Source organism: Streptomyces sp. NPDC091279, from assembly GCF_044757465.1.
In the GTDB taxonomy this organism is placed as follows: domain Bacteria; phylum Actinomycetota; class Actinomycetes; order Streptomycetales; family Streptomycetaceae; genus Streptomyces.
In genome coordinates this window covers 1-20067 of sequence record NZ_JBIVVA010000024.1, presented here as the reverse complement: position 1 = coordinate 20067, position 20067 = coordinate 1, and the positions used below count along the sequence as shown (strand labels likewise).

The 20067-nt window shown below is 70.3% G+C and carries 12 protein-coding genes, 1 tRNA gene and 1 rRNA gene; 13 read left to right on the top strand and 1 reads right to left on the bottom strand.

The window, feature by feature from the left end; genetic code table 11:
• The 3 genes from rrf to ACIQOU_RS36160 all read left to right on the top strand — a co-directional run.
• Nucleotides 1-88, top strand: a 5S ribosomal RNA gene (gene rrf / locus ACIQOU_RS36170); the annotation flags it as partial.
• 115 nt (nt 89-203) lie between these two features.
• On the top strand, nt 204-866 hold the full coding sequence (locus ACIQOU_RS36165) for a DegT/DnrJ/EryC1/StrS family aminotransferase (protein ID WP_401544634.1): 663 nt from the start codon (nt 204-206) through the stop codon (nt 864-866).
• Between the two features lie 83 nt (nt 867-949).
• Nucleotides 950-1025, top strand: a tRNA-Thr gene (locus tag ACIQOU_RS36160).
• Between the two features lie 53 nt (nt 1026-1078).
• Here ACIQOU_RS36160 and ACIQOU_RS36155 read toward each other — a convergent pair.
• Entirely contained in the window at nt 1079-3832 is a 2754-nt protein-coding gene (locus ACIQOU_RS36155; RefSeq protein ID WP_401544631.1) for a SpoIIE family protein phosphatase, read from the bottom strand.
• A 386-nt stretch (nt 3833-4218) separates the two neighbouring features.
• Here ACIQOU_RS36155 and ACIQOU_RS36150 point away from each other — a divergent pair, with 386 nt between their 5' ends.
• The 10 genes from ACIQOU_RS36150 to ACIQOU_RS36105 all read left to right on the top strand — a co-directional run bounded on the left by ACIQOU_RS36150 (nt 4219) and on the right by ACIQOU_RS36105 (nt 19288).
• Nucleotides 4219-9690, top strand: a complete 5472-nt coding sequence (locus ACIQOU_RS36150; RefSeq protein WP_401544628.1) for a HAMP domain-containing protein — start codon at nt 4219-4221, stop codon at nt 9688-9690.
• 277 nt (nt 9691-9967) lie between these two features.
• Entirely contained in the window at nt 9968-10645 is a 678-nt protein-coding gene (locus ACIQOU_RS36145) for a two-component system response regulator (RefSeq protein ID WP_401544626.1), read from the top strand.
• Between the two features lie 123 nt (nt 10646-10768).
• Nucleotides 10769-13483 (top strand): DNA translocase FtsK, encoded by a 2715-nt coding sequence (locus ACIQOU_RS36140; RefSeq protein ID WP_401544623.1) that lies wholly within the window; start codon nt 10769-10771, stop codon nt 13481-13483.
• 238 nt (nt 13484-13721) lie between these two features.
• A complete protein-coding gene (locus ACIQOU_RS36135; protein ID WP_401544620.1) occupies nt 13722-14558 on the top strand; it encodes a helix-turn-helix domain-containing protein in 837 nt (278 codons plus the stop codon).
• A gap of 91 nt (nt 14559-14649) precedes the next feature.
• Nucleotides 14650-16122: a 30S ribosomal protein S12 methylthiotransferase RimO gene (gene rimO / locus ACIQOU_RS36130; RefSeq protein ID WP_401544618.1), complete on the top strand. Its 1473-nt coding sequence runs from the start codon at nt 14650-14652 to the stop codon at nt 16120-16122.
• Nucleotides 16119-17039 carry a CDP-diacylglycerol--glycerol-3-phosphate 3-phosphatidyltransferase gene (gene pgsA, locus ACIQOU_RS36125; RefSeq protein WP_401544616.1) on the top strand — a complete coding sequence of 307 codons (921 nt, stop codon included), beginning with the start codon at nt 16119-16121 and terminating at the stop codon, nt 17037-17039. The genes rimO and pgsA overlap by 4 nt, the downstream gene beginning before the upstream one ends.
• Nucleotides 17036-17581 carry a CinA family protein gene (locus ACIQOU_RS36120; protein WP_401544614.1) on the top strand — a complete coding sequence of 182 codons (546 nt, stop codon included), beginning with the start codon at nt 17036-17038 and terminating at the stop codon, nt 17579-17581. Before pgsA ends, ACIQOU_RS36120 begins: the two co-directional genes overlap by 4 nt.
• A 109-nt stretch (nt 17582-17690) precedes the next feature.
• Nucleotides 17691-18065, top strand: coding sequence for a helix-turn-helix transcriptional regulator (locus tag ACIQOU_RS36115; RefSeq protein ID WP_361952391.1), 375 nt, complete (start codon nt 17691-17693; stop codon nt 18063-18065).
• A 288-nt stretch (nt 18066-18353) separates the two neighbouring features.
• Nucleotides 18354-18824 carry a Dps family protein gene (locus ACIQOU_RS36110; protein ID WP_401544611.1) on the top strand — a complete coding sequence of 157 codons (471 nt, stop codon included), beginning with the start codon at nt 18354-18356 and terminating at the stop codon, nt 18822-18824.
• A gap of 110 nt (nt 18825-18934) precedes the next feature.
• Complete coding sequence (locus ACIQOU_RS36105; RefSeq protein WP_401544609.1) at nt 18935-19288, top strand: hypothetical protein; 354 nt, start codon at nt 18935-18937, stop codon at nt 19286-19288.
• Nucleotides 19289-20067 lie beyond the last annotated feature (779 nt).

The following is a 20067-nucleotide window of genomic DNA, read 5'->3' as shown; positions in this document are numbered from 1 at the left end:
CGGTTACATTTCGAACCCGGAAGCTAAGCCTCACAGCGCCGATGGTACTGCAGGGGGGACCCTGTGGGAGAGTAGGACGCCGCCGAACAATCATTCAAAAGGGCTGGACCAGGAATTTCGATTCCCGGTCCAGCCCTTTTTTGTTCTCCGTCACCTGGTGTTCACGTTGCGCAACCAGCATCTGCGGCATGGGTACTGCTGCAATGCTCAGGGCCGCCGGCATAGGCCTCGGCGACGAGGTCGTCGTACCGGCCTTCGGGAACGTCGAGCTGGCCGAGACCGCCACCCTCGTCGGGGCGATGCCGGTCTTCGCCGACATAGATCCGACGACGTACTGCCTGGACGCCTCCGCCGTCGAGGCCGCCATGACCCCGCGGACCGCGGCTGTCGTGGTCGTTCACCGCTTCGGGCGGCCCGCTGACCTCACGTCGTTGCACACGCTCGGGCAGCGGCACGGGGTGCTGGTCCTGGAGCAGGGCGAGTCCGAGGCGCCGTACGACGAGGTCGCGCAGCGGCGGGAACGGGCCTCCTACCTGGACGCCAAGCTGCGCGGGGTACGGACGCCCGACGGTGGCGACGGGCACACCTACCAGAACTACGTCGTCCGGGTCCCCGGCAACGGGCGGCCCGACCGGGACGCGTTCGCACGAGCCCTGCGGGCCAAGGGAGTTGACTGCCGGGTGCCCGTGAAGACGCCCGTGCACCGGCTGCCGGAGTTCCGGCGCTGTGTGTCGCTGCCGGAGACCGAACGGGCCGCCGACGAGACGCTCGCGCTACCCGTGGACGCCACGTTGACCAAGCGGGACATGCAGCGGATCGTGTCCGCGTGCAACGCGCTCGGGGGGCTGTTGCAGCCCGCCTTCTGAGCCCCTGTACCTGGTTGGGACCACGACGTTGTTCGGGGTATGATCTATTCCGTTGCCACGGGGGAAACCTCGAAGAGCAACTGGCCCCCATAGCTCAGTCGGTAGAGCGTCTCCATGGTAAGGAGAAGGTCAACGGTTCGATTCCGTTTGGGGGCTCCATCAAGAAAGGCCCCGCCCAATTGGGCGGGGCCTTTCTCGTGCCCGGGGGCTTTTCAGTCCGTCTGGAGGCCGGGGACGCGCATCGCGAGGATCGCCATGTCGTCCGACGGGGCGTCCGACGCGAAGCGCTCCACCGCGCGCATGATGCGCGCCGCGACCGCGCCCGCCGTGAGGCCCGTGCACGTCGTGAGGACATCGCTGAGGCCGTCGTCGCCCAGCATGCGGGTGCCCTCGCGGCGTTCCGTGACGCCGTCGGTGACGCAGAGGAGGACATCGCCCGGGTCGAGGGTGACCCGCTGCTCGTACAGCTCCAGGTCCTCCATGACGCCGAGCAGGGGCTGAGGTTCGGCGGCCGGCTCGACGGTGCCGTCCTGGCGCAGGCGCAGTGGCAGCGGGTGTCCCGCGCAGACCACCTTCAGCTCCGCGCTGCCGTCCTCCTGCGGCCTCAACTCGCCGTACAGCAGCGTCAGGAAGCGGCTGCGGGCGCCCTCGTCGAGGATCGCGGAGTTCAGGCGCTCCAGGACCGCGGGGCCGCTGAGGCCCTCCCGGGCGAGCAGCCGCAGGGCGTGGCGGGCCAGGCCCGTCACCGCCGCCGCGTTGGGGCCGGTGCCGCAGACGTCGCCGATCGCGAAGCCGTACGCGCCGTCGCTGATCGGGAAGAGGTCGTAGAAGTCGCCGCCGACTTCGTTGCCCTCGCCGGCCGCTCGGTAGATGACCTCGACCTCGACGCCGTCGATCACCGGCAGTTCCGGTGGCAGAAGGCTGCGCTGGAGGGACTGGCTGATCATCGTGCGCTCGGAGTAGAGGCGGGCGTTGTCGAGGGCGAGCGCGGCCCGGCGGCTCAAGTCCTCGGCCAGCTCCAGGATTTCCTGGCGGAAGTGCTCGTCGGTCGGTTTGCCCAGGGTGAGCATGCCGATCACGCGGTTGCGCGCGACCAACGGCAGCACGACCGTTTCGCCACCGACCGCGGACGCCGTCGCCAGGGTCGGGCCGATGCCGGAGGAGAGCTGCGGGGTCGGGCCGCCGGACAGGCCCAGGCTCCGCATGGAGCTGCGCAGGGCCGCCTGGTGGGCCACCTCGCCGGGGGCCGCCCAGACGCGGGCGCCCGGGGTCGGCACCGGTTCGGGCGGGGAGATCTTCGACAGCAACGACTTGATGCCGTCGATCAGTTCCTCGTCCTCGTGCAGAACGTAGGAGAGGTACGGCTCCGAGGCCTGGTCGGCGATGGTGTAGACGGCGCACCAGGTGGCGAGGGTGGGCACCGTCATCTGGGCCATCAGGGCGAGGGTCTGGTCGCGGTCCAGGGTGCCGGCGAGCAGGTCGGAGGCCTCGACGAGGAAGCTGAGCGAGCCTCGGCGCAGCCGTTCCAGCTCGCCCAGGCGGGCCGACTCGACGGCCAGGGCGATGCGGTCCGCGGCGAACTGGAGGCGCAGTGCCTCCTCGTTCGAGTATCTTCCGGGGCTCTCGGCCGCGACGCCGAGGGAGCCGGTGAGGCGGCCCTCGACCTTGAGGGGCACGGTGACGACCGCGCGCATGCCGGTGCCGTTGAGGAGCGGAACGGCGCCCGGGACGGCCATCAGGTCGTCGTGGACGGCCGGCATGCGGGCCGAGCCGTAGCGGCCGGGGCCCGCCTCGACGGGCACCCGGGCGAAGCGCTGGCGGGCGGAGGGCAGGCCGGTGGAGGCGCGGACCTCCAACTCCGTCTCGTCGTCGGTCGCCAGGAGGAGGAAGGCGGAGTCGCCGTCGAGCATGTCGCGGGCGCGTTCGACCGTGCGCTGGAGGAGGCCGTCGAGGTCGTCAGGGGCGGGGGAGCCGATGAAGACCTCGAAGGGGTCCGCGTTCGGGCCCTCGGCGTGGCTGCCGTTGTCGGAGGCGGGGACGCGTGACGGCGTCTGGAGCACGGCGCGTTCGTGGTCGCGGACCAGGAGGCAGACGGTGGAGGGCTCGCCTCCGGTGTCGCGGACGCGCAGGTGGGAGGCGTAGACGGGGGTGACGCGGCCGTCGGCGCCCCTGATGCCGTAACTGCCCTCCCAGCGGGAGAGTTGGAGGGCCTCGACGACGCCGGTGCTGGTGCCCGGGGTGTGCGGCCAGGCGGCGAAGTCGGTGAGGGGCTTGCCGATGATCTGGTCGGCCGGGTAGCCGAAGAGTTCCTCGGCGTCCTCGTTCCACGCGGAGACCGCGCCCGTGCGGTCGATCTGGACGACGGCGACGCGTACCCGGCCGTCGGCCAGCGGGAGCAGCTCGGCGGGGAGGGAGGGGCCCGCGGTGCGGGTGCCGATGGCGCGCTGGGGGAGGTGGAGCTGGAACCACACCTGCTTGTGGGTGGGCGTGTACTCGACGCCCCAGCGGCCGGCCAGGGCCGCGCAGAGCTGGAGGCCTCGGCCGCCCTCCCGGTCGGGGCTGCCCATGGTGGCGGGGTGGCCCTGGAGTGGAATCTCACGTTCCGGGTAACGATCTGCCACCTCGATCCGCACACCTTCGTCACTGCGCAGGCACAGGACGTCGGCGGAGGTGCCCGCGTGGACGACGGCGTTGGTGACGAGTTCACTGGTGAGGACGACGGCGTCGTCGACGATGTCGGCGAAGCCCCAGCCCTGGAGGGTGTCGCGGACGAACGAGCGGGCGGTCGCGACCGAACGCCCGACGGGTTCGAAGCTGGCTGCCGCGCGCGCGGTGATCACGGAACTCCTCGGCCGGTTGTCGACGTGCTGGGCTGCGGGTCCGGCCGGGTCCCGCCGCTGTTGCGGCAGACCGCCCGTCGGCCCGTGGTCCGGGGGTTGTCCCCCCGGGATCAGTCCGGTGGTCATGTGCCGGCCGCCCCTCCGATACCGCTCGTTCTCGTGCCACCGCCCAGGCCGGACGGACCGGTGCGGCTGGACAGCCGCATGCCAGGTTACTTACCTTCGCCGTCCATGCCGATGCCGGTCCGGAGTGTTTTCGCCCAGAGGGTGTGCGGACCGTGTGCGAAGCTGCCGAACTGTTATCGCCTGGTTCGAGCAGGGTGAAACACTGGGCAAGCTTCTGAGGAAGGTCCGAGGAGAGCGGGTGTCTTCGTCGCAAGACGGGCAGCGGTCCCTCGGTGCGACCTGATTGCATTGAGCACGATTACCTGACAGTAGCGGCGGTGATGCATACGCCGAGCAAGTAGCACGCGAGCACAGCGGTGACGGTCGAACCCCTGCGGGAGGGACAAGTGGAGTCTGGCGCAGCGACGCGGGGCACGAAGACGCGCGCGAAAGGCGGACAGTCCCCGAAGAGCCAGAGCAGAACGCGGGGCGGTACCACCGCCGTGGACACGGCGGAGCTGAACCGGCTGATGGGCGCTCTGGTGTCGATGCGGGACGGTAACTTCCGCAAGCGGCTCACGGTGTCCGGCGACGGCGTGATGGCGGAGATCGCCGCCGTCTTCAACGAGGTCGCCGATCGCAATCTGCATCTCACGGGCGAGCTGTCGCGCGTGCGGCGCATGGTCGGCCGTGAGGGCAAGCTCACCGAGCGGCTGGAGACGGGCGCGGGGGAGGGGTCCTGGGCGGCGGCCGTGGAGGCCTCCAACGCGCTCGTGGACGACCTGGTACGCCCTGTCTCCGAGGTCGGGCGGGTGCTGTCGGCGGTGGCCGACGGTGATCTGTCGCCACGGATGGAGCTGCGGACGCAGGCGCCGGACGGCACCGGGCATCCGTTGCGCGGGGAGTTCCTGAAGGTCGGGCGGACCGTCAACAACCTCGTCGACCAGTTGTCGACGTTCACCGACGAGGTCACGCGGGTGGCCAGTGAGGTGGGCACCGAGGGCAAGCTCGGCGGGCAGGCACGCGTGCGGGGCATGTCGGGTTCGTGGAAGGACCTCACGGACTCCGTCAACACGATGGCCTACCGGCTGACCGCGCAGGTGCGGGACATCGCGCTGGTGACGACGGCCGTGGCCAAGGGCGATCTGTCGCGCAAGGTCACGGTGCACGTGGCCGGCGAGATGCTGGAGCTGAAGAACACCGTCAACACGATGGTCGATCAGCTGTCGTCGTTCTCCTCCGAGGTGACGCGGGTCGCCCGTGAGGTGGGCACCGAGGGCGAGCTGGGCGGCCAGGCGCGGGTGCCGGGTGTGGCCGGGGTGTGGAAGGACCTCACCGATTCGGTGAACCTCATGGCCGGCAACCTCACGGCCCAGGTGCGCGGGATCGCGGAGGTGACCACGGCGGTCGCCAACGGTGACCTCTCGCGCAAGGTGACCGTGTCGGCGCGCGGCGAGGTCGCGCAGCTCGCGGACACCATCAACCAGATGACCGAGACGCTGCGGATCTTCGCGGACGAGGTCACGCGCGTGGCCAACGAGGTCGGCGCGGCGGGCCAGCTGGGCGGTCAGGCGAACGTGCCGGGCGCGGCCGGTACCTGGAAGGACCTCACGGACTCCGTCAACACGGTGTTCCGGAACCTGACGACCCAGGTGCGCGACATCGCCGCGGTGACGACGGCGGTGGCCAACGGCGACCTCTCGCAGAAGGTCACCGTCGACGTGGCCGGCGAGATGCTGGAGCTGAAGAACACCGTCAACGGCATGGTGGACCAGCTGTCCTCCTTCGGCTCCGAGGTCACCCGGGTGGCCCGGGAGGTCGGTGTCGAGGGCGAGCTGGGCGGCCAGGCGCAGGTGCCGGGAGCGGCCGGTACCTGGAAGGACCTCACGGACTCCGTGAACACCGCCTTCCGCAACCTCACCGGGCAGGTCCGCAACATCGCCCAGGTGACGACGGCGGTGGCCAACGGCGACCTGTCGCAGAAGGTCACCGTGGACGTCTCCGGCGAGATGCTCCAGCTGAAGAACACCGTGAACACGATGGTGGACCAGCTGTCGTCCTTCGCCGACCAGGTGACCCGGATGGCCAGGGACGTGGGCACCGAGGGCCGCCTCGGCGGTCAGGCGGCGGTGCCGGGGGTGGCCGGGACGTGGAAGGAGCTGACCGACTCCGTCAACGGCATGGCGGGCAACCTCACCGCCCAGGTCCGCAACATCGCCCAGGTGACGACGGCGGTGGCGCGCGGCGACCTCTCCCAGAAGATCGACGTCGACGCGCGCGGCGAGATCCTGGAGCTGAAGAACACCATCAACACGATGGTCGACCAGCTCTCCGGCTTCGCCGACCAGGTCACCCGCGTCGCCCGCGAGGTGGGCACCGAAGGCCGCCTTGGCGGTCAGGCGCAGGTGCCCGGAGTGGCCGGTGTCTGGCGGGACCTGACCGACTCGGTGAACGGCATGGCCGGCAACCTCACCGCGCAGGTCCGCAACATCGCGCAGGTCGCCACGGCGGTCGCGCGCGGTGACCTCTCCCAGAAGATCACCGTGGACGCGCGCGGGGAGATCCTGGAGCTGAAGAACACCCTGAACACGATGGTGGACCAGCTGTCGTCGTTCGCGGAGGAGGTCACCCGCGTCGCCCGTGAGGTGGGCACGGAGGGCCAGTTGGGCGGCCAGGCCGAGGTGCAGGGCGTCTCCGGCACCTGGAAGGACCTCACCCAGTCGGTGAACTTCATGGCGAACAACCTGACCATCCAGGTGCGTCAGATCGCCGAGGTCACCACCGCGGTCGCCAAGGGTGACCTGTCGAAGAAGATCACCGTCGACGCGAAGGGCGAGATCCTCGAACTCGTCACCACCGTCAACACCATGGTCGACCAGCTGTCCTCGTTCGCCGAGCAGGTGACGCGGGTGGCCCGCGAGGTGGGCACCGAGGGCATCCTCGGCGGCCAGGCGCACGTGCCCGGCGTCACGGGCATCTGGAAGGACCTCAGCGGCAACGTCAACCTGATGGCCAAGAACCTGACCATGCAGGTGCGCAACATCTCCCAGGTCGCGGCGGCCGTCGCCAACGGCGACCTGACGCGGACGGTGACGATCGAGGCGCGCGGTGAGGTCGCGCAGCTCGCCGACACGTTCAACACCATGGTGAAGACGCTGAGTTCGTTCGCCGACCAGGTCACCAAGGTGGCCCGCGAGGTGGGCACGGACGGCATCCTGGGCGGTCAGGCGCGGGTGCCGGGTGTGGCGGGCACCTGGAAGGACCTCACCGAGTCGGTGAACCAGATGGCGTCCAACCTGACCGGGCAGGTCCGCAACATCGCCATGGTCACCACCGCCATCGCCAAGGGCGACCTCACCAAGAAGATCGACATCGACGCGCGCGGGGAGATCCTCGAACTGAAGACGACCATCAACACGATGGTCGACCAGCTGTCGTCGTTCGCCGAGGAGGTCACCCGCGTCGCCCGCGAGGTGGGCACCGAGGGGCAGCTCGGCGGCCAGGCACGCGTGCGTGACGTCGACGGCACCTGGCGCGACCTGACCGAGTCCGTGAACGAGATGGCCGGGAACCTCACCCGGCAGGTGCGTGCCATCGCGCGCGTGGCGACCGCGGTGACCCGCGGTGACCTGAACCTGAAGATCGACGTCGACGCGTCCGGCGAGATCCAGGAACTCCAGGACTACATCAACAAGATGATCGCCAACCTGCGGGACACCACGATCGCCAACAAGGAGCAGGACTGGCTCAAGGGCAACCTGGCCCGCATCTCCGCCCTGATGCAGGGGCGCCGGGACCTCCAGGACGTGGCCTCCCTGATCATGAGCGAGCTGACGCCGGTGGTGTCGGCGCAGCACGGCGCGTTCTTCCTGGCGCTGCCGCTGGTCGACGGCAAGGACCCGCACGCCGGTGAGGACGCCTACGAGCTGCGGATGCTCGGCTCGTACGGCTACTCGATGGGGTCGATGCCGACGTCGTTCAGGCCCGGTGAGGCGCTGATCGGGACGGCCGCGCAGGAGAAGCGCACGATCCTGGTGGAGAACGCGCCCAGCGGCTATCTGAAGATCTCCTCGGGGCTCGGTGAGGCGCCGCCCGCGCAGGTGATCGTGTTGCCGGTGCTGTTCGAGGGGCAGGTCCTCGGGGTGATCGAACTGGCGTCGTTCACGCCGTTCACGCACATCCAGAAGGACTTCCTCAACCAGATCGCCGAGATGATCGCGACGAGCGTCAACACCATCTCCGTGAACACCAAGACGGAAGTGCTGCTGAAGCAGTCGCAGGAGCTGACCGAGCAACTGCGCGAACGTTCCGCCGAGTTGGAGAACCGGCAGAAGGCCCTCCAGGCGTCCAACGCCGAACTGGAGGAGAAGGCCGAGCTGCTGGCCCAGCAGAACCGTGACATCGAGGTGAAGAACACCGAGATCGAGGAGGCCCGGCAGGTCCTGGAGGAGCGCGCCGAGCAACTCGCGGTGTCGATGCGCTACAAGAGCGAGTTCCTCGCCAACATGTCGCACGAGCTGCGCACCCCGCTCAACTCGCTGCTCATCCTGGCCAAGCTCCTCGCCGACAACGCGGACGCCAACCTGACGCCCAAGCAGGTCGAGTTCGCCGAGACGATCCACGGGGCGGGCTCCGACCTGCTCCAGCTGATCAACGACATCCTCGACCTGTCGAAGGTCGAGGCGGGCAAGATGGACGTCTCCCCGACGCGCATCGCGCTCGTCCAGCTCGTCGACTACGTGGAGGCCACCTTCCGTCCGCTCACCGCGGAGAAGGGCCTCGACCTGTCCGTGCGGGTCTCCCCGGAGCTCCCGGCGACCCTGCACACCGACGAGCAACGGCTCCTCCAGGTGCTGCGCAACCTGCTGTCGAACGCGGTGAAGTTCACCGACTCCGGGTCGGTGGAGCTGGTGATCAGGCCGGCCGGCGGGGATGTCCCGCAGTCCATCCGGGAGCAGCTGCTGGAGGCCGGTTCACTGCGGGACGCGGACGCGCGGCTCATCGCGTTCTCGGTGACCGACACCGGCATCGGGATCGCGGCGAGCAAGATGCGGGTCATCTTCGAGGCGTTCAAGCAGGCCGACGGCACGACCAGCCGCAAGTACGGCGGCACCGGCCTCGGGCTGTCCATCTCGCGGGAGATCGCGCAGCTGCTCGGCGGTGAGATCCACGCGCAGAGCGAGCCGGGCCGCGGATCGACGTTCACGCTGTATCTGCCGCTGCACCCCAGCGAGCTGCCGCCGAACGGCTATCAGCAGCCGCCGCCCGTCCTGGAACCGGTCGATCCGGTGGGCGTCGCGGAGTTGACCCAGCGGGCCGACACGGCGATCGAGACGCCGGCCGAGGTGAAGTCCTACCAGGAGACCCAGAACGGCGCCGCCGCGCTCTTCAGGCGCCGTCGCCGCCCCGGCTTCGACCTGGAGCAACTGCCGTCCGGCGGCCCGGAACGCTGGATTCCCACCGAACCGCAGCCACCGGCGCCGTCGTCGCGGGGCATCCGGTTCGGCGGCGAGAAGGTGCTGATCGTCGACGACGACATCCGTAACGTCTTCGCCCTGACCAGCGTCCTGGAGCAGCACGGCCTGTCGGTGCTGTACGCCGAGAACGGCCGGGAGGGCATCGAGGTCCTGGAGCAGCACGACGACGTGGCGGTCGTTCTGATGGACATCATGATGCCCGAGATGGACGGCTACGCGACGACGTCGGCGATCCGGCGTATGCCGCAGTTCGCGGGGCTGCCGATCGTCGCGCTGACCGCGAAGGCGATGAAGGGCGACCGGGAGAAGGCGATCGAGTCGGGCGCCTCCGACTACGTCACCAAGCCCGTCGATCCCGATCACCTGTTGTCCGTGATGCAGCAGTGGATGCGGGGAGAGTGACGGGAAACACCGTTGTTCACACGACGTTGCCGACCGAGTGTGCCCGAAGCCGTGTAGAGGTGCGGGAATCGGGGAACCTTCTGGTCTTCCACCGCGTTCCCGCTTCGTGCACAGTGACATCACGGTGACAGGGTGTGGCGACGGGCGGGGTGCGGCTACGATGACCGGCACAAGGACGGACGACGCAAGGGAGTCGTCCCCTGGGGCGGCACCCGCGGGTGTCATCCCAAGTCCTGCGGACAGGGGAGGCCCCAAGCCGGGGCGAGGAGGGCGGGCCATGGTGCAGAAGGCCAAGATCCTCCTGGTCGATGACCGGCCGGAGAATCTGCTGGCGCTGGAGGCCATTCTCTCCGCGCTCGATCAGACACTGGTGCGGGCATCGTCCGGGGAGGAAGCGCTCAAGGCGCTGCTGACGGACGACTTCGCGGTCATCCTGCTCGATGTCCAGATGCCGGGCATGGACGGATTTGAGACGGCCGCACACATCAAACGGCGGGAGCGGACCCGGGACATCCCGATCATCTTCCTCACCGCGATCAACCACGGTCCCCACCACACCTTCCGCGGCTACGCGGCCGGCGCGGTGGACTACATCTCGAAGCCGTTCGACCCGTGGGTATTGCGCGCGAAGGTGTCCGTCTTCGTCGAGCTGTACATGAAGAACTGCCAGTTGCGGGAGCAGGCGGCCCTGCTGCGTCTCCAACTGGAGGGCGGCAGGACCGACGCCGACGGCGCCAAGGAACCGGCCGGGCTGCTCGCCGAACTGTCGGCGCGGCTCGCGGCGGTCGAGGAGCAGGCCGAGGCGCTGTCCAAACAGCTCGACGACGAGTCGGCGGACGCGGCCGCGGTCGCCACGGCGGCCCATCTCGAACGCAAACTCACCGGTCTGCGGCGGGCACTGGACGCGCTGGAGCCGGGCGCCGGGAACACATCGTCGGTCCCCTCGCAGAACTGACGCCGGGGGCCGGGCCGTTGGGGATGAGGACGCGTCAGTTCCGGTCCCCGGCCGGGGCGACACGAACGGGTGAAGCGTCGGGCACACGTGTCCCACGGCGCCTCCCCCGGTAACCTCACACCTATGGCCTCACGTCCCTCCGCTGCCAAGAAGCAGCCCGCGAAGAAGGCGGCGGCTCCGGCGAAGAAGGCCGCCGCGAAGAAGCCCCCGGCGAAGCGGGCGCCCGCGAAGAGGGCCGTGACCCGCAAGGCACCGCCCCCGAAGCCGGCGCCCAGCCCCACCGGGGGCGTCTACCGGCTGGTGCGCGCCCTCTGGCTGGGCCTGGCCCACGCCGTGGGCGCCGTGTTCCGGGGCATAGGGACCGGCGCGAAGAACCTCGACCCGGCCCACCGCAAGGACGGAGTCGCCCTGCTGCTGTTCGCTGTCGCGCTGATCGTCGCCGCGGGCACCTGGGCCGACCTGCGCGGCCCGGTCGGCGACCTCGTCGAGATCCTGGTGACCGGCGCGTTCGGCCGCCTCGACCTGCTGGTGCCGATACTGCTCGCCGTCATCGCCGTGCGTTTCATCCGCCACCCCGAGAAGCCCGAGGCCAACGGGCGCATCGTGATCGGCCTCTCCGCGCTCGTCGTCGGCGTGCTCGGCCAGGTCCACCTGGCGTGCGGCTCGCCCGCCCGCAGCGACGGCATGCAGGCCATAAGGGACGCCGGCGGCCTGATCGGCTGGGCGGCGGCCACCCCGCTGACGTACACCATGGGCGAGGTCCTCGCCGTACCGCTGCTCGTGCTGCTGACCGTGTTCGGGCTGCTCGTCGTGACGGCCACGCCGGTCAACGCGATCCCGCAGCGCCTCAGACTCCTCGGCGTGAAGCTCGGCATCGTCCACGACCCCGAGCTGTACGACGCGTTCGGCCGCGACGACGACCAGCGCTACGACGAGCAGTGGCGCGAGGCGCTGCCCGCGAAGCCCCGCAGGCGCGGCCCCGGCCCGGACGGCTACGACCCCGACGACGCCGAGCAGGAGGCGCTCTCCCGGCGCCGTGGCCGCCCCCGGCGGTCGGCGATGGCGCGGCCCGACGGACAGCGGCCGATGGACGCCGTGGACGTCGCCGCCGCCGCGGCCGCCGCGCTCGACGGGGCCGTGATGCACGGGATGCCGCCGTCGCCGCTGGTCGCGGACCTCACCCAGGGCGTCACCGTCGGGGACCGCGAGGAGACCACGCCGACGCCCACCCCGGTGCCGGCCGCGCGCCCCCGGCGCGAGAAGCAGGAGCGGCTGTCCACGGACTCCGTGCCGGACCTCACCAAGGCCGCGCCCGAGGCCCCGTTGCGTGATCTGCCCGCCCGCGCGGAGCAGCTCCAGCTCTCCGGCGACATCACCTACGCGCTGCCGTCCCTCGACCTCCTCACGCGCGGGGGGCCCGGGAAGTCGCGCAGCGCCGCCAACGACGCCGTCGTCGCCTCGCTGACCACCGTCTTCACCGAGTTCAAGGTCGACGCCGCCGTCACCGGGTTCACGCGCGGGCCGACGGTCACCCGCTACGAGGTTGAGCTGGGCCCGGCCGTCAAGGTCGAGCGGATCACCGCGCTCACCAAGAACATCGCCTACGCCGTCGCCAGCCCCGACGTCCGGATCATCTCGCCGATCCCCGGCAAGTCCGCCGTCGGCATCGAGATCCCCAACACCGACCGCGAGATGGTCAACCTCGGCGACGTGCTGCGGCTCGCTGCGGCGGCCGAGGACGACCACCCGATGCTCGTCGCGCTCGGCAAGGACGTCGAGGGCGGCTACGTCATGGCCAACATGGCGAAGATGCCGCACGTCCTGGTCGCCGGAGCCACCGGTTCCGGCAAGTCGTCGTGCATCAACTGCCTGATCACCTCGGTCATGGTCCGTGCCACCCCCGAGGACGTGCGGATGGTCCTCGTCGACCCCAAGCGCGTCGAACTGACCGCCTACGAGGGCATCCCGCACCTGATCACGCCGATCATCACCAACCCCAAGCGGGCCGCCGAGGCCCTCCAGTGGGTGGTGCGCGAGATGGACCTGCGCTACGACGACCTCGCCGCCTTCGGCTACCGGCACATCGACGACTTCAACCAGGCCATTCGCGACGGCAAGCTGAAGACGCCGGAGGGCAGCGAACGGGAGCTGAAGACCTACCCGTACCTGCTGGTGATCGTCGACGAGCTGGCCGACCTCATGATGGTCGCCCCGCGTGACGTCGAGGACTCGATCGTGCGCATCACGCAGCTCGCCCGCGCCGCCGGCATCCACCTGGTCCTCGCCACCCAGCGCCCCTCCGTCGACGTCGTCACCGGCCTGATCAAGGCGAACGTGCCCTCCCGGCTCGCCTTCGCGACCTCCTCGCTCGCCGACAGCCGCGTCATCCTCGACCAGCCCGGCGCCGAGAAGCTGATCGGCAAGGGCGACGGCCTCTTCCTGCCGATGGGCGCCAACAAACCCACCCGCATGCAGGGCGCCTTCGTCACCGAGGACGAGGTCGCGGCCGTCGTCCAGCACTGCAAGGACCAGATGGCGCCCGTCTTCCGCGACGACGTCACCGTCGGCAGCAAGCAGAAGAAGGAGATCGACGAGGAGATCGGCGACGACCTCGACCTGCTGTGCCAGGCGGCCGAACTGGTCGTCTCCACGCAGTTCGGATCGACGTCCATGCTCCAGCGCAAGCTGCGCGTCGGATTCGCCAAGGCCGGGCGGCTCATGGACCTCATGGAGTCACGGGGGGTCGTGGGGCCGAGCGAGGGCTCGAAGGCCCGCGACGTGCTCATCAAGCCGGACGAACTGGATGGGGTGCTCGCCGTCATCCGGGGCCAGGAATGAGACACACGGCTTGAGGGCAGGCGAATGGTTCATCGTGACTCACCCGTAAGGGATCGTTGAGCAACCGTTTCCCTTCGGCGCACGTCAAGTTGAGAGAACAAGAGCAGAACCCCGCCATCGGCGTGTCCGGCCATACCGATGGGCTACAAACTCCCGCCGCCCGGTTGCCCCACCCTTTCGTACCCCCCATAGACTGAAACCTCCAGCACAGGTGGCTAAACGCTCGAAAGGCGCCCCCGTGTCCATCGGAAACTCTCCTGAAGACGAGCGTCCGTCCGAAGCCCATCCCGCATCCGGCCCCTCCGTCGGCGACGCCCTGCGCCGGGCGCGTGTCGCGGCCGGGCTGACCGTCGACGACATCAGCAACGCCACCCGGGTCCGCATCGCCATCGTGCACGCCATCGAGGCGGACGACTTCACCCCGTGCGGCGGTGACGTCTACGCCCGGGGCCACATCAGGACCCTGGCCAGGGCCGTCCACCTCGACCCCGAGCCGCTGCTCGACCAGTTCAGCGCCGAGCGCGGTGGCCTCCCGGCGCCGACCCCGGCGGCCCCCCTGTTCGAGGCGGAACGTATCCGCCCCGAGCGGCGCGGGCCGAACTGGACGGCCGCCATGGTCGCCGCGATCGTCGCCGTGGTCGCCTTCGTCGGCTTCACCGCGTTCAAGAGCGGCGACGACGGCCGCTCCAGCACCCAGGTCGCCGACGAACCCTCACCCAAACCCACGAAGTCCGCCGCCCCGAGCCCGGGGACCGACGCCTCCGGCACCCCGAAGAACGACCCCTCCGACAGCGCGATCGCCGCCGCGCCCCAGGACAAGGTCACCGTCCAGGTCAGCGCCCCCGACGGACGCAGCTGGATCTCGGCCAAGGACCACAACGGCCGCCTGCTGTTCGACGGACTCCTCAAGCAGGGCGAGTCCAAGACCTTCCAGGACAGCGACAAGATCAACCTCGTGCTCGGGGACGCCGGAGCCATCCAGCTCTACGTCAACGGCAAGAAGATCGAGGACGACTTCCGCCAGGGTTCCGTGGAACGCCTCACGTACACCAAGGGCGATCCGCAGGCCGGCTGAGCGCGGCGCAGGGAAGCGGGGCCCGTCCGGTTCGGACGGGCCCCGCCCCCGTCGGCGGGGGGTGTCAGTGGGACGAAGTAGTCTTGAGCCCATGCCTGAACGCCGTACCGTCGCACTCGTCACCCTTGGCTGCGCCCGTAACGAGGTGGACTCGGAGGAGCTCGCAGGCCGCTTGGAGGCGGACGGCTGGGAGCTGGTCCAGGACGCCGAGCAAGCGGACGTCGCCGTCGTCAACACGTGCGGCTTCGTCGAGGCCGCCAAGAAGGACTCCGTCGACGCCCTCCTGGAGGCCAACGACCTCAAGAACCACGGCAGAACCCAGGCCGTGGTGGCGGTGGGCTGCATGGCCGAGCGGTACGGCAAGGACTTGGCCGAGGCGCTGCCCGAGGCCGACGGCGTGCTCGGCTTCGACGACTACGCCGACATCTCCGACCGCCTCCAGACCATCCTCAACGGCGGCATCCACGCCTCCCACACCCCGCGCGACCGGCGCAAGCTGCTCCCCATCAGCCCCGCCGAACGGCAGGACTCCGCGGCCGGTGTCGCCCTGCCCGGGCACGCCCCGGCCGACCTCCCCGACGGCCTCGCCCCGGCCTCGGGCCCCCGCGCGCCGCTGCGCCGCCGCCTCGACGGCAACCCGGTCGCCTCGGTGAAGCTGGCCTCCGGCTGTGACCGCCGTTGCTCCTTCTGCGCCATCCCGTCCTTCCGCGGCTCCTTCATCTCCCGCCGCCCGGCCGATGTCCTGAACGAGACGCGCTGGCTGGCCGAGCAGGGCGTCACCGAGGTCATGCTCGTCTCCGAGAACAACACCTCCTACGGCAAGGACCTGGGCGACATCCGCCTCCTGGAGTCCCTGCTGCCCGAGCTGGCCGACGTCGACGGCATCGAGCGGGTGCGGGTCAGCTACCTCCAGCCGGCCGAGATGCGCCCCGGGCTGATCGACGTCCTCACGTCGACGCCCAAGATCGCCCCCTACTTCGACCTGTCCTTCCAGCACTCCGCCCCCGGTGTGCTGCGCGCCATGCGCCGCTTCGGCGACACGGACCGGTTCCTGGAGCTGCTCGACACCATCCGGAGCAAGGCCCCGCAGGCGGGCGCGCGCTCCAACTTCATCGTCGGCTTCCCCGGCGAGAGCGAATCCGACCTGGCCGAGCTGGAGCGCTTCCTGAACGGCGCCCGGCTGGACGCCATCGGGGTCTTCGGCTACTCCGACGAGGACGGCACCGAGGCCGCCGGCTACGAGAACAAGCTCGACGAGGACGTCGTCGCCGCACGCCTCGCCCGGGTCTCCCGGCTCGCCGAGGAACTGGTCTCGCAGCGCGCCGAGGAGCGGGTGGGCGAGACCGTGCAGGTGCTCGTCGAGTCGGTCGGCGGCGAGGACGGCGCGTACGGCCGGGGCGCGCACCAGGCGCCCGAGACCGACGGGCAGGTGCTGCTCACGAGCGGCGAGGGGCTGTCCGTCGGCCGTATGGTCGAGGCGAAGGTGATCGGCACGGAAGGTGTCGACCTGGTGGCCGAGCCGCTCCCCGGCTCGCTCGCGTGTAGTGAGGAGGCGGGCAGATGACCGGAGTGCCGGCATCGGCGGCGAACGGCTCCTCCGGCGCGCAGGGCGCCACCTCCGACGTTCACCCGAAGGCCCCGGACGCCTCCTCGGCTCCGTCGGCCTCCGTGGATGCTCCGCCGACCGTCTCCGGTGTCTCTCCGGGCGGGTCCTCCCCGGCCGGTTCTCCTTCGGCCGCTTCATCTCCCGTCGGTTCTGCTCCGGCCGGTCCGGTCGGTTCTCCGGGGGAGCCGGGCGGTTTTTCGGACGACGGGGGTGACTCCGGGCCGGACGGGGTGCAGGGGGGTGCGCGGCCGGCGCGTGGCGCGAAGGTCGTCGCGGCCGCCGTCAACCAGGCCAGCGTCTGGAACATCGCCAACCTGCTGACCATGCTCCGGCTGGTCCTCGTCCCCGGCTTCGTCGCCCTGATGCTCGCGGACGGGGGGTACGACCCGGCATGGCGCGCGTTCGCCTGGGCGGCCTTCGCGGTCGCCATGATCACCGACCTGTTCGACGGTCATCTGGCCCGCGCCTACGACCTCGTCACCGACTTCGGGAAGATCGCCGACCCCATCGCCGACAAGGCGATCATGGGGGCCGCGCTGGTCTGCCTCTCCGCGCTGGGTGACCTGCCGTGGTGGGTGACGATCGTCATCCTCGGCCGGGAACTCGGGATCACGCTCATGCGTTTCCTGGTCATCCGGTACGGGGTGATCCCGGCGAGCCGGGGCGGCAAGCTCAAGACGCTCACGCAGGGTGTGGCCGTCGGCATGTATGTGTTGCCGCTCACGGAGTGGCTGGCCACTCTGAGGTTCTGGGTGATGGCCGCGGCGGTCGTGTTGACCGTGGTGACCGGACTCGACTACGTGAAACAGGCCATTGTGCTGCGCAGACAGGGAATAGCCGCCCGCGCGGCGGCGTCGGAGGAGACGGAAGCGTGAGTTCCGCAGCCACTGACGTGGTGCGACTACTGACGGTGAGAAGGTGGACCGTCGCGGTCGCCGAGTCGCTGACGGGCGGATTGGTCGCGGCGGAGATCACCTCGGTCCCCGGTGCCTCCCAGGCCTTCCGTGGTGGGGTCACCCCCTACGCGACCGACCTGAAGCACCGGCTGCTGGGCGTCGATGCCACCCTGCTGGCGCAGCGGGGAGCGGTGGATGCGCAGGTCGCGGGCGAGATGGCGGCCGGCGTGCGGACCGCGCTCGGCGCCGACTGGGGCATCGCGACCACCGGGGTCGCGGGGCCTGAGCCGCAGGACGGGCAGCCCGTCGGAACGGTTTTCGTCGCCGTGGCCGGCCCGTCCGGAACGGATGCGAGTTCTGCCGGTGGCGGAAAAGTGGCGTCCCTGCGGTTGAACGGTGACCGCGCGGAAATTCGTAAGGAGAGTGTACGCAGCGTGCTCACCCTGCTCCTGAGCGAGCTGCTGAGCGAACAGACCGGGAATGAGCGGGCACAGGATACGGAACAGAACGGGGGGTTTTGATGTTTGCAGCCCTGAGTGAACACGACATCGCTCCCCGCACGGCCGCGGCGCAAGGCGGTACGGTGGGGCGTGAAGGATGCGGCTACGCGGTCCGAGGAGGGAGCCACCGATGATTCTGCTCCGTCGCCTGTTGGGTGACGTGCTGCGTCGGCAGCGCCAGCGCCAGGGCCGTACTCTGCGCGAAGTCTCCTCGTCCGCCCGAGTCTCACTCGGCTATCTCTCCGAGGTGGAGCGGGGGCAGAAGGAGGCATCCTCCGAGCTGCTGTCCGCCATCTGCGACGCGCTGGACGTACGGATGTCCGAGCTGATGCGGGAAGTGAGCGACGAGCTCGCCCTCGCCGAGCTGGCCCAGTCTGCCGCGGCCAGCGAGACCGTACCGGCGCCGGTACGCCCGATGCTGGGTTCCGTCTCGGTGACCGGTGTGCCGCCGGAACGGGTGACCATCAAGGCGCCCGCGGAAGCGGTGGACGTGGTCGCCGCGTGATCCTCGCGTTGCGGACGCGGGATCACGTCTGAGGGCAGTCCGTCTGACGGTGACCTGGTCGACGGCGATCTGTCTGAGGGCGACGTGGTCGACGGCGATCCGCCTGACGGTGATCCGTTCGGCGACAGCATGTCTGGGTTGAGTGTGCGCACGGCGTCACGTGCGTGAGAAGTGTGCGGGCCCCGGTCGGGGTTCTCTCCGGTTCCTCCGGAGAGGCGACGGCCGGGGCTTTCGTGCATCGTGGAGGGGCGGAACTCGGGGCCGGACCCAGCGATCGGAGCACCACGGATGTACGTCGTGAAAAGCCCCCTGTCCGACTCTGACCTCACCACCGTCTCCGAGGCCCTCCAAGGCGCCCTCGTCGACCTGGTGGATCTCTCCCTGGTCGCCAAGCAGGTGCACTGGAACGTCGTCGGACCGCGCTTCCGCTCCGTCCACCTCCAACTCGACGAGGTCGTCGACACCGCGCGCACCCACTCCGACACGGTCGCCGAACGGGCCTCCGCGCTGGGCGTCTCACCGGACGGCCGCGCCGCCACCGTCGCCGCGGGCAGCGGGATCGGGGCGGTCGGCGACGGCTGGATCAAGGACGCGGACGCGGTGGGCACCCTCGTGGACGCGCTGGGCGCGGTGATCGTGCGGATGCGGGAGCGGGTCGGCTCGACCGGGGAGGCGGACCCCGTCAGCCAGGACATCTTCATCCAGATCACGGCGGATCTGGAGAAGCACCACTGGATGTTCCAGGCCGAGAACGGTTAGCGGCGGCTCGGGCGGGCGGGTGGCAGTGCCTTGGACGGTGCCGGTGCGCTGTTTCTCGGGGGCTCGGGTCGAGAACGGCGTTCCGGCGTCGGGCTGGAGGTGGTGAGCTGATGACAGGGCCGATAGTGCGCCGGGGGGTGCTGGCTGTGTCGGGGGCGCTGTGGTGGTGGGCGGTGCTGGCTGTGTTGGGCTTGCTGTGGTGGTGGGCGGTCTTGCGGCTCGCCCTGGCGTCCGACGCCGGGGCGTTGGAAGGCACGGTCGCCGCGGGCGGGTGGGGGCTGAGCCTGCTGCCGGTGCACTGCGTGGCGAAGGCGCGGGCGGCGGGGGCGGTACGGAGGGGGCGGTGGCGGCAGGCTTGGCGGGGCGGGAGGGGTGGGGCCGGTGAGACGGGCGGGGGGTGTGGTGCGGGGAGTGGGGGGTGTGGGGGGCGTGTTTGTGGGGGGTGCGGGGAGGGTGCGGGGTGAGGGGGCGTGCGGGGCACGGGGGCTTGGAGAGGTACGCCGGGTGTGCGGGGGCGTGCGGGGCACGGGGCGTGGGCATGGGGGCTCAGGGGGTACGCCGGGCGTGCGGGCTTGGGGGAGTGTGTGCGGGGTGCGGGCTTGAGGGGGTTGCGGGGCGGGGGCCCAGGGGGGCGGGGTCGTTCGGGGTTGGGAAGGTGGGCAGGGTGCTGAGGGCTGGGGGTACGTGGGGCGCGCGGGCGCAGGGGGTTATGCCGGGTGTGCCGGGGTGAAGGGAGTGCGCGAGGGGTGCGGGCTTGGGGGAGTGTGCGGGGCGAGGGCCCAGGGGGGGGCGGGGTCGTTCAGGGGGAGGGGAGTGCGCGGGGGTGTGAGGGCTTGAGGGTGCGCGGGCTGGGAGTACGTGGGGCGCGCGGGCGCGGGGGGTTTGGTTTGCGGGGCGTTCGGGCTTAGGGGAGTGCGCGGGGCGGTTGGGTTGAGGGGAGTGTGTGGGGCGGTTGGACTGAGGGGGGTGCGTGGCGTGCGGGTTGAGGGGACCCGGGGCGTGGGGGCTGGGGGCTGGGGGTGTGCGGGGAGTGTCGGGCGGCATGGCATCGGCGGCCCCCGTTCGGGTGGGGGATCTGGTCGGTTGTGAAGGACTGCGCGTCCGGTGTCAGTGGTGGGCGGTGTAGGTGGTGTGGGCGGCGTCTTCGGGGGGGGGTGCCTCTATGTCCTTGGTCAAGCTTGAGCTGGTCATGTGATGGCTGTTTCGGGGGTGCGGGGTTCGTAGAAGGTGCCGTCGCGGAGCA